The following is a 14,640-nucleotide window of genomic DNA, read 5'->3' as shown; positions in this document are numbered from 1 at the left end:
CTTTTATAGGAATAATGCTCATTTTACTGGTTAAATTAATAAAAATTGAATGGAACCTAGGTGAAGTAAAATGATGGATCTTTTAAGAAAATGGCTTTCGAATAACCGTGCAGAAAAAAGACCTGACATGCAAATAAATGTATCTCCTTCCTTGCAAAAAAATAAGGAATACATTCAAAATCAGCTGTTTCATTCAAGTGATCTAAAGTGGCGGAGCATTAGGTTTAATCAAATGGAGGCGCTCATCGTCTTTTTTGAATCCCTATCCGATCAACAGAGAATTCAACAAGAGATCATTCGGCCTTTAGAAGAAAATAAAGAAGGAACCGTAGATGAAATCATTACTTCTGTGGAGATTGCGAGGAAATCGGATCTCAGCCAGTTGCCGCAAGCCCTAGTTCAAGGAAATTGCGTGTTGTTATTGGAAGGTACAGCAGAAGCTTTTGTTGTCGGTGTGGCGGCAGATTATAAACGGAATATCTCAGAGCCAGCGAACGAAGGGGTCATTCGCGGCGCTCATGATGGTTTCATAGAGCATCTCATCACGAATCTGTATCTGGTTCGAAAGCGTATTGAAAATCCGGACCTGGTTGTTCGTTATTATCAGGTTGGAAAGGCAACTAAAACAAAAGTGGCCATTCTTTATATGCAGGATCTAGCGAATCCAGATTTGGTCAAAGAAGTGGATCACAGACTTGATTCCATTGCAATGGACACCACGATCTCACCCGGATTCATTGCCGAATTGATTGAAGATAACTCATTTTCTCTATTTCCGCAAATCTTATTTACGGAAAGGCCGGATCGGGCAGTAGCCCATCTCATGGAAGGACGTGTAGTCATTTTATCTGATGGAGATCCATCTGCGCTGATTTTGCCGGTGACTTTCTTTGCCTTTTATCAAAGCCCGGATGATTATCACAGCAGGTGGATTGTCGGATCGTTCGTTCGATTGATTCGTTTGATGAGCTTTATCATCGCATCTCTAGTACCTGCTTTATATATTGCCGTTATTGGTTTTCATCCTGAAATTCTTCCTTCAAATTTGATTTATACCGTGAAAAGCAGTATAGACAGGGTGCCCTTTCCACCTATTATGGAAGCTTTTCTTATGCAGATTACCTTGGAGGTGCTGCGTGAAGCAGGAGTTCGTTTGCCTAGCCGAGTAGGTCAAACCATTAGCATTGTTGGCGGCTTGGTCATCGGCGAATCGGTCGTGCGAGCTGGATTGATTTCATATCCCATGGTTATCGTTGTCGCTTTAACGGCTATTTCGTCATTTGTGGCGCCGTCTAATGAAATAAGTGTGGCCACTCGCATTTTGGGTTTCCCGCTTATGATCCTGGCCTCGATGTTCGGTTTCTTCGGGATCACGTATGGTCTTCTTTTTATCTTAATCCACTTATGTAAATTAGAGAGCTTTGGCACGTCCTATTTTGCGCCTGTTATGCCTCTTCGAATCAAAGATTGGAAGGATACATTTACACGCTTTCCAATCTGGAGCTTGAATCAGCGTCCTCATGATCCTCATTCAAAAAGATTAACTCAAGAAAGATATTCAAGGGGGTGGGAACATGATGACCCTAGAAAAGAGTAAGATTACTCAGGGTCAGTTCATGTTTTTTGTTATACAGTCTCAAGTGGGAGTTGGGATTCTATCGCTTCCCCATAGATTGCAGGAGATCGCTAAGGGAGGGGCATGGATCTCTAGCTTAATTGCCGGATTGGCTGTACAAGTGATTATTTTGATTCTTTGGGCTCTTTGCAGACAGTTTCCTTCCGATACGATATATGGTTTCTTGCCGAAAATCGTCGGGAATTTTCTCGGGAAGCTGCTGGGCCTTGCTTATGTTGGTTATTTTCTGTTTTCTGCTGGAACGGTTTTAGCCTTCTTTGCCGATGTCGTGGGAAAGTGGGTGCTGCTAGCAACACCAAGATGGGCATTATTAACTCTCACCCTTTTCACCTGTATGTATTTGGCTAAAGAAAATCTTCGCGTGATTGCCAGACTGTTTGTCATATCTTCGTTAACGATCATTGTAGCGGTGTCCTTATCCTTGCTCGGCTATACTAATGCAAATATTACATATATATTCCCTATAATGGAATCTGGATGGAAGGGGATCATCAAAGCTGCGAATGAGGCATTGTTTCCTTTAGTTGGGTACGAAGTTATATTAGTGATTTATCCTTTTGTTGAAGGGAAAGACATGGGGAAATTAAAGGCAGCATCTTTAGGGAGTATGTTGATTACACTTTTTTACACATTTGAGGTGTTTACGAGTTTAATCATTTTCAGTTCAGGGGTCATGCCCGCTATTTCGGAACCACTCCTTTATATGCTGAAAGGTTTTTCTTTCCAGATTATTCAACGGATCGATTTAATCTTTTTATCTGTATGGATTTTTATTGTTAGTACGGCTATTGTTTCTTGGTTATACATGGCAACAGCAGGCCTGGGTCACTTCTTTCACCGTGGGGAACATAAAAAAGCTGTTCCCTATGCCGCTTTCATTGTCTTTATTGTGGCTATAATTGCTCAAGATCCATCGATCACCGACCTCTATGATCGAATGATTAAGATTTTGCATTATACGTTTGTAATTGGTCTTCCTTTGATCCTGCTCATCTTCTCGTATCTTTTAAGAAAAAGGAGGGCGTAAGCGAGATGAAAAAGATCTATTTTTTAAGCGCTGTTATGGTTGTTTTCTTATTGATGACTGGGTGTTGGGATCAAGATCTTTTAAAGAATGCTCGTTTGCTCTATGGAGGAGGGTTTGATCTCGCACCAAATGGAAAGATCCTATCCACCTTTGTTATACGGGACATACCTGCTAGCGAACAACAGAGTCCTAAAAACGAGTTGATATCCACGGTTGGCAATACGCCAAGGGAAAACCGTCAAAAAGCGGATGAGCAGGTATCTAGGAATCTTCGTACTTACAAAAATCGGGTCATTCTTATTGGAGAAGAGCTAGCAAAACAAGACGTTCATCAGCTCCTCGATATTTTTTACCGCGATCCCGAGAGCGCTTTAAATGCGAGGATTGGAGTGGCGCAAGGGAAGGCGAAAGACATATTTTCCCTTGAAAAAGTAGGGGATGTCTTAATTGCAGAAGAAGTTGATGAATTAATCAAGAGCAAAGAAGAGACTACAACCGTTCCTAAGGTGACCATTGAAACGATTTACCCTGTGATGATGGACCCTGGAGAGGATTTTGTTCTTCCATACATCAGGAAAAAAGGGAAACGAGTGGACGTTTCGCGTATTGCTATGTTTCATAAGTATCAATTTACAGGGACACTGAGCCCAGATCAATCTACCATGTATTTACTTTTAAAAAATGAAAAGCAGAAATCGGCGGGCTTCACCCAAAAAATAAATAACGGAAAGGATCAAAAAAACACCTATAATTTTATGACCTTTAATGTAGAAAAATCAAAGCGAAAGATGAAAGTATTGATTCAACCAAACGGCCAAATTAAGGTTAAGCTGGATCTGAAATTGAAAGTGGGTATCCTTGAATATCCTAGGGATCTCTTAAGCGAAAAGAAAACTGTTGACCGATTAAATCAGCTTCTATCCAAAGAGATGACGGATTTGGCAAATAAAACGCTAGAAAAAATGCAAAAAGCTCGCTGTGACGGATTAGGTATCGGCAGACAACTCACGGCGTTTCATCCCGATATTTGGAAGAAGCAGAAGGATGAATGGGGGAACAACTATCAAAAAGTGCATTTTGATCCTAAGGTTCAGGTTGAAATTACGGAGAAAGGGATTTTAAACTAACTTAGTGAAAAGTCAATTTAATTAAAAGGTGCATCTTGATGTGGACAAGATATAATAAATTGGGGGAAGTATACATTAAAAGAGGATTATATGATGTTTTGATAAAATGCTGATGATTGTTATTACTATTTATGAAGAAAAGGAGACGTTATGACAAAGAATAAAGAAACAGGATGGAATTTTGACAATAGTTATGCCCGTCTGCCGCAATCATTTTTTGCTAGTACGAACCCAACTCCTGTACGTGCACCGAAGTTAATTATTCTCAATGATCAGTTGGCTACCTCCCTTGGTTTGAATGTTGAGGAGCTAAAAAGTGAAGAGGGGGCAGCATTGTTTGCAGGAAATGAGATTCCAGAAGGGGCTTTTCCTCTTGCTCAAGCTTATGCAGGGCATCAATTCGGGCATTTTACGATGTTAGGAGACGGCCGGGCAGTACTTTTAGGCGAGCAAGTTTCGCCCCAAGGTGAGAGAGTAGATATTCAACTGAAGGGTTCGGGTAGAACACCCTATTCTCGCGGAGGTGACGGACGAGCGGCACTTGGACCAATGCTAAGAGAATATATCATTAGTGAAGCAATGCATGCATTGGGTATTCCAACGACCCGCAGTTTAGCCGTAGTGACAACTGGTGAACCAGTATACCGTGAAACAGAGTTGCCAGGTGCGATTTTAACTCGTGTGGCAGCTAGTCATTTGCGCGTTGGTACATTTCAATACGCGGCCAATTGGAGCACAGTGGATGATCTTCGTATTCTAGCTGACTATGCTCTAAAGCGTCATTTTCCAGATGTTGAAGCGAATGAAAATCGATATCTTTCGCTGCTTCAGGAAGTGATCAAGCGTCAAGCAGAACTTATTGCTAAATGGCAGCTTGTTGGCTTTATTCATGGGGTGATGAACACGGATAATATGACGATTAGCGGGGAAACGATTGACTATGGGCCTTGTGCTTTTATGGATGTCTATGACCCGGCAACGGTATTCAGCTCCATTGATATTCAAGGACGCTATGCTTATAGAAACCAGCCGCTTATTGGCGGATGGAATCTCGCACGATTTGCGGAAGCTTTATTGCCTCTGCTGCATGAAGATCAGGAGCAAGCGATTAAGTTAGCAGAGGATAAGCTTTCAGATTTCACTAAGTTGTATCATCATAATTGGCTTGCTGGAATGAGAGCGAAATTAGGAATATTTAATGAAGAGACAGAAGATGAAGCTCTTATTGAAAACCTCCTCCAGATGATGCAGGAGCATCAGGCAGACTATACGAATACTTTCCGTGCATTGACTTTAGATCAACGGGAGGATACGAACCTGTTCAGAACGCCCGAATTTACTCAGTGGCATAAGCAATGGCAGGAGAGACTAGGCAGGCAGCAAGAATCGAAAGCAGCTGCGAATGAGTTGATGCGCCGTAGCAACCCTGCTATCATCCCACGGAATCACCGAGTGGAAGAAGCCCTAAAAGCAGCGGTAGAGCAAGGAGATTATAGCGTGATGGAGCGGCTTGTAGCTGTTCTTTCAAATCCTTACGCGCACTCCGCTGATGAAGCTGACTATTGTACTTTGCCAGCTTCATCAGCGGAGCCTTACCGAACTTTTTGCGGTACTTGATATATAAAGTGAAACTTCAATCAGTGGGGGTCTTACAGCCCGTTAATGCGGGATAAATATGAGAGAATAACGGTTCTTTTCACTTTTTTGAGTGAAGAGCCGTTTTTTAATACAGTCAAGTTGCCATCATTTTCGATAGCAGTGTAATGCGCTGTTCATTTGGAGTTCATAATTTTCACTTATTATGAAGGCAAATAAAAGTGGTTAGTAAATAAGCTCTTCCTAACCATGAGGAGGGAAAAGTGATGTTAGTTTATGCCATTATCTTTATTACATTAGCTCTTGTTTTTTACACATTTGGAGTGTGGGGAGAAAAAATTCAAAAGGAATTAAAGCTTTGGCATGTGATGATCTTTTGGCTTGGATTAGTATGTGATACTGCTGGCACAACAATCATGGGGAAACTAGCTGAAGACAGCTCTTTATTTAGCTTTCATGGGATCACAGGGTTATTGGCCATCTTATTGATGTTATTTCATGCCGTTTGGGCAACGATTGTTATCGTTAGAAAAGATCATAATATGAAAATGAAATTCCATAAGTTTAGTATCTTAGTTTGGTGCATTTGGCTAATTCCATATATTTCAGGATTAATTTTTGGGATGACTAGATAAATTCTGTTTTGGATATCCAATTAGTGATTAAGCAACAAGGTCAGCTATCAGAATAATATGCCTGTTTAGTCGCACTAAACAGGCATATTATTCTTTTTTATTGCCAATGACAAAGGTAGTCAACTGTTTATTGTGACGCAGTAAATCAATAAAGATTTGGAGTGCCTTTGTTTGAAATGGAGATGTTGTGACAGTCGAGAATTGTCTCGTAAAAGGTAGTCCGTGCATGTTAATGATTTGTAAGTCCCCATGACGGAGCTCTTTTTGAATGGCCCATTGAGACAATAAGCTGATGCCTAACCCAGCTTCAACTGCTTCTTTAATGGGTTGAGTGCTACCGAAGTTCATCGTGTGAGCGGGAGACATATTTAAACGTTGAAAGACATTTTCGGCTGCCTCTCTTGTGCCAGAACCAAATTCACGCAAAATCCATGTTTGTTGTTCTAAATCTTCGACCGTCACTTCACCATTTTTATTGGATAATGGGTGTGTAGGAGATGCTACGATGACCATGGAATCTTCTGCAATGGCTTCTGTTTGTAATGGTTTTTCTTCTTTGAAACGCCCCTCTACAATGCCGACGTCAAGTTGGTGACTCATGACTAAACTAGATATTTCCGCTGTATTGCCAATCGTCACTGTTGGCACAATATCTGGATAGGATTTTTGCATGTTAGCAATAACATGAGGGAGAATATACTCTCCAAATGTGTAACTTGCCCCAATAGAAAGCGGCCCGCTGGCTTTATTCGCTAAATCATCCACGAGATGCTGCATTCTTGTATATAACCCTACGATTTCTTTCGCGTGATGAAAGACAATTTCCCCCGCTTTATTTAGTCGCACATACTTATTCGTCCGTTCAAGCAATCTGACGCCGATGCTTTCCTCTAATTTGCGAATATGTTGGCTGACGGCAGGCTGTGTCATATGTAATTCTTCCGCCGCTTTAGAAAAGTTCTTTTTTTCTGCCACTGTCACAAAAACTTGTAGATGGATATCCATATTGATTCTCCTCTAAATATTTTTCATCCCGCATTAACGGGCAGTAAGACCCCCACCTCAAAATAGCAGGAGAAGCAAAGCCATTTAGGCAGGGGATCAACTGCCCGTAAAAGCCCGATCCGTTCGGGCCTGCACGATGCAGGTTACAAAGGCGTTGCAACAGGACGTTGCGACGTTAGCCTTTGTTCTTCTTTTATCAGCAGGGGATGAAGAACCCCGCCACTGAATAAAGTTTCACTTTATCTATTATATCAATTTACTTATTATGATCATCATAAATAGTTATTTTTCTTATAGAAGAACTTCCATTATAGTTGAAGTAGGAGGTGTTTTTGATGGGGTTAGAAAAGATAGATATAGTCGAACAGAGAGAGAAAAAACTTTCGCCTCAAGCAGCATGGACAGGTGGGGTCGCCTTCACATTTTTTATTGCTTTATTAGGATATTTATTAGCATTAATTCCCGGATTTAATTATGTTGGTCAACTGGCATGCGCGATTATTATTGCGATTGTGTATCGTCAAATTTTTGGGTACCCTGAAGCCTTGCGATCTGGAATCACCTTTTCATCAAAAAGGTTACTGAGGGTTGCTATTATTTTATACGGTTTAAAATTGAACATCGCTACCGTTCTCAGTGATGGGATAGGGCTTTTAATACGTGATGCAGGGGTCATTATTTTTGCTATCTTTGCGACTATTTGGCTCGCAAAAATACTTAAAGCCGATAAAATGATATCTTTGTTGCTTGGAGTTGGAACAGGAGTGTGCGGGGCAGCAGCCATTGCAGCGGTCGCACCGATTATCAAATCAAAGGATGAGGATACGGCGATCAGTGTTGGGATTATCGCATTAATGGGAACAATTTTCGCAATTGCTTACACCATTTTGCGTCCATTTTTACCTTTGGACGATATTCAATATGGAGTTTGGTCCGGAATGACACTCCATGAACTTGCCCATGTTGCACTGGCGGCCGAACCAGCAGGAGAAGATGCGTTAGCAATCGCTTTGTTAGCTAAATTAGGTCGTGTTTTTCTACTTGTCCCACTTTGCTTTGTATTCATCTTTTTGATGAAGCGTAAAAATAAAGGCTCCGAAGAAATGAATACAAAGATGGAATATCCATGGTTTCTTGTTGGGTTTATCATTTTAAGTATTCTAGGGAGTTATGTATTTGGACATTCTATTGAGGTGCCTGAAAGTGTGATGAATGCCGTTTTCACGTTAACAACATGGTTGTTAACTGCAGCAATGGTCGGACTTGGACTCAATGTAAACTTGAAGGATTTGCGTACAAGAGCTTTACGTCCTCTTCTGGCGATGACGATCACATCCGTGGCGTTGTCGATCATCGCTTTCTTTATTGTTTAACATGAAACTATCTAGATTATTATATACCTGATAAATCTAGGGTCTAATCTTATTTATATGAGGATTAGACTCTTTTTTATTTGCTTCTATTTACCATTTTTCAACCTCCACATCATGAAAATGGTTTTTTCTTGTTTTTGTCAACTATATAAGTCATAAGGTATGGATTTGAACACTCGATTATGTGAAGGTTGTCACAAATTGTACGCAAATCTATCACAAGTTGTTTAAAAAGACCTCATAAATTCTCCATACGTCTGGTCTACAATAGTAACTATGTTAGATAAAATGTGAATTTGTGAACAAAGATCAACTCTAGGGTACAAAACGCAGAAAATGTGGAGGGAAACAAATGGATGAGTTGTTGTTAGCTAGACTTCAGTTTGGGGCTACTACGATTTTTCACTTTTTATTTGTTCCATTGTCTATCGGACTTGTGTTTATGGTAGCGTTAATGGAAACATTTTATGTAGTGAAAAAACAAGAGATTTACAAGAAAATGGCGAAGTTTTGGGGACATTTATTCCTTCTTAACTTTGCGGTAGGGGTTGTGACTGGTATTATTCAGGAGTTCCAGTTTGGAATGAACTGGTCAGAATACTCGCGATTTGTGGGTGATGTGTTTGGTGCGCCGCTTGCGATTGAAGCATTGCTTGCTTTCTTTATGGAGTCCACATTCATCGGATTATGGATTTTCGGTTGGGACCGCTTATCTAAGAAAGTGCATTTAATGTGTATTTGGCTTGTGTCGATTGGAACGATGTTATCGGCTCTTTGGATCTTAGCAGCCAATTCATTTATGCAGGAGCCAGTGGGCTTTGAGATAAAAAATGGAAGAGCTGAGATGAATGACTTCTTTGCTTTATTGACAAATCCTCAGCTATTAGTGGAGTTTCCACACGTGATCTTTGGTGCATTTGCGACAGGAGCATTCTTCATTGGTGGCGTGAGTGCGTATAAACTATTAAAGAAAAAAGAAACAGAGTTTTTTACTAAATCTTTTAATATGGCTATGGTCGTGGCGCTTATCTCTGGATTCGGGATTGCCTTTAGTGGTCACTCTCAGGCTCAGCATTTAATGCATTCGCAGCCAATGAAAATGGCAGCTAGTGAAGCATTGTGGGAAGATAGTGAAGACCCTGCTCCTTGGACAGCATTTGCCAAAATTGATGTTGAAAAACAAGAAAATTCATTTGAAATTGCTATTCCATATGCATTGAGCTACTTAACTTATGAGAAGTTCTCAGGTTCTGTGCCAGGCATGTTGACGCTTCAAAAAGAGTATGAAGAGAAGTATGGCCCTGGAGACTATATTCCGCCTGTTAAAACGACGTTCTGGAGCTTTAGAATCATGGTTGGGGCTGGAATGGTGATGATCCTATTTTCACTATTAGGATTATGGCTTCAATTCAAAAACAAGTTAATGAATAAGAAATGGTTCTTGAGAATTATGGTTGGATTGATTTCTTTTCCGTTTATTGCGAATACAGCCGGTTGGGTTATGACAGAGATTGGTCGTCAACCATGGACGGTATTTGGTCTGATGACAACGTCTGCTTCTATCTCACCTAATGTTTCATATAACGAGTTATTGTTCTCGTTTATCGCCTTTACAACGATTTATTTAATTCTTGGGATTGTGTTGGTTTACTTGTTCGTTCGAGAGATTAAAAAGGGAACAGAGCATGGCCATGATTCTAAAGATATGAACGACATTATCGATCCGTTTGATAAGGAGGCTTACCAATAATGGAGTTAAGTGAATTATGGTTTATTCTCATAGCTGTTCTGTTTATCGGCTTCTTCTTCCTTGAAGGATTTGATTTTGGTGTAGGAATGGCTGGACGGATTCTAGGGCAAAATGATTTGGAACGAAGAATGATGATTAATACGATTGGTCCTTTCTGGGATGCGAATGAAGTATGGCTACTTACAGCAGGAGGAGCGATATTTGCCGCTTTTCCACACTGGTACGCAACTATGTTTAGTGGATACTACATTCCATTCGTATTTGTTTTACTTGCTTTAATTGGTCGTGGTGTAGCATTTGAATTTAGAGGAAAAGTTAACAGTTCTAAGTGGACGAATACTTGGGACTGGGTCATCTTTATCGGAAGCTTACTGCCGCCATTTTTATTCGGAGTTTTATTTACGAGTCTGTTAAAAGGAATGCCAATTGATGAAACGATGACATTAAATGCGGGATTCACAGATTACGTGAACGTGTATTCTCTTACAGGCGGATTAGTTGTGACATTATTATGCTTAATGCACGGACTGGTATTTTTAACGTTACGTACAGTGGGAGACTTACAAGTACGTGCTCGCAAGCTGGCCCAAAAAGTGGTGTTTGCTGTGATCGTCGCTCTTGTTGCCTTCGTTGCACTTTCTTCTGAGTACACAGATTTATTTACGTATAGAGAAAATGTAACAATCCCTATGATTGGACTAATCGTTGTTTGCTATGTGGCATCGATCTTTACGCTAAAGCAGCAACGAGATGGTTGGAGCTTTTTCTTCAGCGGTATGGGAATCGCTTTAACGATTGCAACGATTTTTGTTGCATTATTCCCTCGCGTGATGATTAGCTCGATCAGCAGTGCGTATGATTTAACTGTTTATAATGCAGCATCGGGTGCTTATTCTTTAAAAGTAATGACGATCGTTGCTTTTACTCTTCTTCCATTTGTTCTAGGTTACCAAATTTGGAGCTACTATGTATTCCGTAAACGTGTAGATGGGAAGGACATGGTTTATTAATGGATAAACAATTACTTCAATATGAAGGTATGAAAAAATTATTAGCGTCTCTTACTATATTGACAGTGTTACAAGGAGTGTCCATTCTTCTGCAAGCAATTATGCTTGCAGAAGTGGTCACTCATCTTTTTAATTCCGGCCCTTTTCAAGAGGTGTATGTAGAGACGCTTTGGTTTGTGCTTAGTTTATTGGCTCGTCATGGGATTCAACATGTAAAACATAAAATGGTAGATCGCTATGCAGCGAATGTAGGGGCGAAATTACGTGCAGAGGTGTTAAATAGCTTATTTCATCAAGGACCTCGTGCCGCTAAACAACTTGGAACGGGGAACATTGTAACGTTACTGTTAGATGGTATTTCTCAGTTTAAGCAATACATCATGTTGTTTACGCCGAAGATGGTGAATATGGCGATTATTCCTGCACTGATTGTTGTGTATATTTGGATCCAAGATCGCACGTCTGCCATTATTTTAATTGTGACTTTACCGATTTTGATTGCCTTTATGATCTTACTCGGCTGGGCCGCTCAGAAAAAGGCAGATAAGCAGTGGAAAATGTATCGAGTTCTATCTAATCATTTTGTCGATTCATTAAGAGGACTAGAAACATTAAAATTTTTAGGGTTAAGTCGATCGCATGGTCAAAAGATTGAAATGGTGAGTGATCGCTACCGCAAAACGACAATGGGAACATTGAAGTTTGCTTTTTTATCATCGTTTGCGATGGATTTCTTTACGATGCTTTCGGTGGCTACGGTGGCTGTTTTCTTAGGGCTTCGTTTAGTCGAAGGGGAATTGCTGCTACAGCCGGCATTGACGATTTTAATTTTGGCACCAGAGTATTTCCTCCCTATACGAGAGGTTGGTTCGGATTATCATGCGACGTTAAATGGGCAAGAAGCGGGAAAGAAATTAAAAGAGATTGCTTCCATTCCTCATTTTAAGGTGGAAGAAAGACAACCGCTTGATCGTGTCGGTGAAGACACTAGCATCGAATTATCTTCTGTGACTGTTCAACATGAAGAAGAGGGGAACCCATCCCTTGCCGATGTATCGCTGTCTATCAAAGGACACAAGAAGATCGGTATTGTCGGCGAAAGTGGTGCGGGGAAATCAACGCTCATTGATCTGATCGGTGGCTTTGTTGAGACACATTCAGGCAGCATCAACATCAACGGACAATCATTTACTCACTTGCAAAGAAAAGAATGGCAAGAGCAATTAATTTATATTCCTCAACAGCCTTATTTGTTTCAAGATACGTTATTAAACAATATTGCTTTTTATCAACCGAAGGCCACGATGGAAGAAGTACAGTGGGCGGCCGAGCAGGCAGGCTTATCGCAGTTACTAGAGGAATTTCCTAACGGGCTTCAAGAAAAAATTGGTGAAGGTGGACGATCACTTAGTGGTGGACAAGCTCAGCGAGTAGCGATTGCTCGTGCTTTTCTTGAAAATCGCCCGTTGCTTTTACTAGATGAGCCAACTGCTCATTTAGATATTGAAACAGAATACGATTTGAAAGCAAAATTTCTTAACCTCTTTAAAGATAAGCTTGTGTTACTGGCCACTCATCGACTTCATTGGATGCTTGAGATGGATTATATTTATTTCTTAGATAAAGGAAATATTGTGGAAGAAGGCACGCATGAGGAGCTTATGAGAAAGAAAGGACAGTACTATCAGATGGTGAAAATACAAATGGGGGATGAGACATGAACGATAAAGGCTGGGTTCTCCCTTATTTAAAAGAGAACAAACTATTGCTGGTATTTGTTGTTTTATTAGGGTTGCTAACCGTCTTTTCGGCATCCTTCTTAATGTATACCTCTGGATACTTAATTTCTAAAGCCGCTACAAGACCAGAAAACTTGCTGATGATTTATATTCCGATTGTCGGCGTTCGAGCACTTGGTATTGGACGAGCAGTATCGAGTTATATTGAGAGACTAGTTGGGCATGACGTTGTATTGAAGATTCTTTCCAAGATGCGATTAAAAGTGTATCAACTCATTGAACCACAAGTATTACATCCACGTTCAACATTAAAGACAGGAGATGTATTAGGGATACTAGCCGATGATATTGAACGGCTTCAAGATATTTATTTAAAAACGGTCTTTCCTAGTTTAGTGAGCCTGTTTCTTTACTTGATCGCGGTTATTGCACTTGGGTTTTTCTCATGGCCATTTGCTCTTCTTATGGCGATTTATGCGGGGGTATTAGTGTTCCTGTTTCCGTTTGTTTCTCTGCTTGTGATGAAAGCGAAAGTACAACAGATTAAACAAGATCGTCATGCTCTTTATGGGCAATTAACGGATGCGGTGATGGGCGTAAGTGACTGGCAATATAGTGGACGCCAAAAGGAATTTATTGAAGAGTATGAGCGTGCAGAACATGAACTATTGTTGTTAGAACAGAAGCGCAATCGCTTTATGAGATGGCGAAACTCTATGGCGCAAGTTGTGATCGCGGTAATGGTTGTATCGATGTTAGCTTGGACAGCGAATGCAAGTACCAGTGGTGGGATTGACTATACACTGATTGCTGCTTTTGTATTAGTGTTGTTTCCATTAACAGAAGCCTTCTTGCCACTGTCAAACGCAATCAGTGAAATTCCATCGTATCAAGATTCAATTGATCGCCTATCAAATCTTGAATCAGATGACAAGAAAACGATCGATGAGCATGATGAAACGATCGTTGAGGCAAATGATCAATCGTTCACTCTTAAGCTCGAAAATGTTTCTTTCCAGTATGAGGAGCATCGTAATGTGTTAGAGGATGTTAGCTTTTCTATCAATCAAGGTGAACATATTGCTTTATTAGGACCAAGCGGATCGGGAAAATCAACGATCCTTAAATTAATTGAAGGGGTTGTACCTCCAACAGCAGGGGCCGTTACGTTAAATGGCGTAGCTACGACTCGCATGAGTGATTATATCTCCAACTGGGTTGCTGTGTTAAACCAAAATCCGCATTTGTTTGATACGACGATTTTAAACAATATTCGCTTAGGACACCCAGATGCAACGGATGAAGAGGTGTATGAAGCGGCGAAGCAAGTGAAAATTCATGACTTGATTGAAGCTTTACCGAATGGCTATGAAACACCGATGCATGAAATGGGAAGTCGCTTTTCTGGAGGGGAACGGCAACGGATTGCTCTTGCCCGTATCTTGTTGCAAGATGCACCGATTGTGATTTTAGACGAGCCAACGGTAGGGCTTGACCCATTAACAGAGAAGGAATTGCTTACGACGATATTTGATGTGCTAAAAGAAAAATCTATCTTGTGGATTACGCATCACTTAGCGTTCGTTCACAAAGCAGATCGTGTGTTATTTCTCGATCAGGGAAAAGTGATATTGCAAGGTACTCACGAACAGCTATTGGATACAAATGAGCGTTATCAGCGTCTTTATATACTTGATCGACCGTTTAAAGTTTAAGAAAAACCTCCAGCCCATAGCGGACTG

General features: G+C 40.6%; 11 protein-coding genes. 10 read left to right on the top strand and 1 reads right to left on the bottom strand.

Annotated features, from left to right (window positions below):
• Positions 1–70: 70 nt before the first annotated feature.
• From WDJ61_RS18160 to WDJ61_RS18140, 5 genes are all read left to right on the top strand, one after another.
• Positions 71–1,597 (top strand): spore germination protein, encoded by a 1,527-nt coding sequence (locus WDJ61_RS18160; RefSeq protein ID WP_338752331.1) that lies wholly within the window; start codon positions 71–73, stop codon positions 1,595–1,597.
• On the top strand, positions 1,575–2,663 hold the full coding sequence (locus WDJ61_RS18155; protein WP_338752329.1) for an endospore germination permease: 1,089 nt from the start codon (positions 1,575–1,577) through the stop codon (positions 2,661–2,663). Before WDJ61_RS18160 ends, WDJ61_RS18155 begins: the two co-directional genes overlap by 23 nt.
• Before the next feature lie 5 nt (positions 2,664–2,668).
• Entirely contained in the window at positions 2,669–3,790 is a 1,122-nt protein-coding gene (locus WDJ61_RS18150; RefSeq protein ID WP_338752327.1) for a Ger(x)C family spore germination protein, read from the top strand.
• A gap of 150 nt (positions 3,791–3,940) precedes the next feature.
• On the top strand, positions 3,941–5,407 hold the full coding sequence (locus WDJ61_RS18145; RefSeq protein WP_338752325.1) for a protein adenylyltransferase SelO: 1,467 nt from the start codon (positions 3,941–3,943) through the stop codon (positions 5,405–5,407).
• Positions 5,408–5,652: 245 nt separating this feature from the next.
• Complete coding sequence (locus tag WDJ61_RS18140) at positions 5,653–6,021, top strand: HsmA family protein (RefSeq protein ID WP_338752323.1); 369 nt, start codon at positions 5,653–5,655, stop codon at positions 6,019–6,021.
• Between the two features lie 87 nt (positions 6,022–6,108).
• On the opposite strand, the gene WDJ61_RS18135 is transcribed toward WDJ61_RS18140, so the two are convergent.
• Positions 6,109–7,026 (bottom strand): LysR family transcriptional regulator, encoded by a 918-nt coding sequence (locus WDJ61_RS18135; RefSeq protein ID WP_338752321.1) that lies wholly within the window; start codon positions 7,024–7,026, stop codon positions 6,109–6,111.
• Positions 7,027–7,361: 335 nt separating this feature from the next.
• Between WDJ61_RS18135 and WDJ61_RS18130 the strand changes: the two genes are divergently transcribed.
• From WDJ61_RS18130 to cydC, 5 genes are all read left to right on the top strand, one after another.
• Positions 7,362–8,399: a YeiH family protein gene (locus WDJ61_RS18130; protein ID WP_338752319.1), complete on the top strand. Its 1,038-nt coding sequence runs from the start codon at positions 7,362–7,364 to the stop codon at positions 8,397–8,399.
• 352 nt (positions 8,400–8,751) lie between these two features.
• The gene (locus WDJ61_RS18125) at positions 8,752–10,149 is read left to right on the top strand and encodes a cytochrome ubiquinol oxidase subunit I (protein WP_338752317.1); all 1,398 of its coding nucleotides are present in this window, start codon (positions 8,752–8,754) and stop codon (positions 10,147–10,149) included.
• Positions 10,146–11,159: a cytochrome d ubiquinol oxidase subunit II gene (gene cydB, locus WDJ61_RS18120; protein WP_338754839.1), complete on the top strand. Its 1,014-nt coding sequence runs from the start codon at positions 10,146–10,148 to the stop codon at positions 11,157–11,159. Before WDJ61_RS18125 ends, cydB begins: the two co-directional genes overlap by 4 nt.
• Complete coding sequence (gene cydD, locus WDJ61_RS18115; RefSeq protein ID WP_338752315.1) at positions 11,159–12,880, top strand: thiol reductant ABC exporter subunit CydD; 1,722 nt, start codon at positions 11,159–11,161, stop codon at positions 12,878–12,880. Before cydB ends, cydD begins: the two co-directional genes overlap by 1 nt.
• Positions 12,877–14,613, top strand: a complete 1,737-nt coding sequence (cydC, locus tag WDJ61_RS18110) for a thiol reductant ABC exporter subunit CydC (protein ID WP_338752313.1) — start codon at positions 12,877–12,879, stop codon at positions 14,611–14,613. Before cydD ends, cydC begins: the two co-directional genes overlap by 4 nt.
• Positions 14,614–14,640 lie beyond the last annotated feature (27 nt).

This window comes from Bacillus sp. FJAT-52991 (assembly GCF_037201805.1).
Lineage (GTDB): Bacteria > Bacillota > Bacilli > Bacillales > Domibacillaceae > Bacillus_CE > Bacillus_CE kandeliae.
The sequence above is the reverse complement of the archived record's forward strand: the minus strand, read 5'-3'. Positions and strand labels throughout refer to the sequence as shown.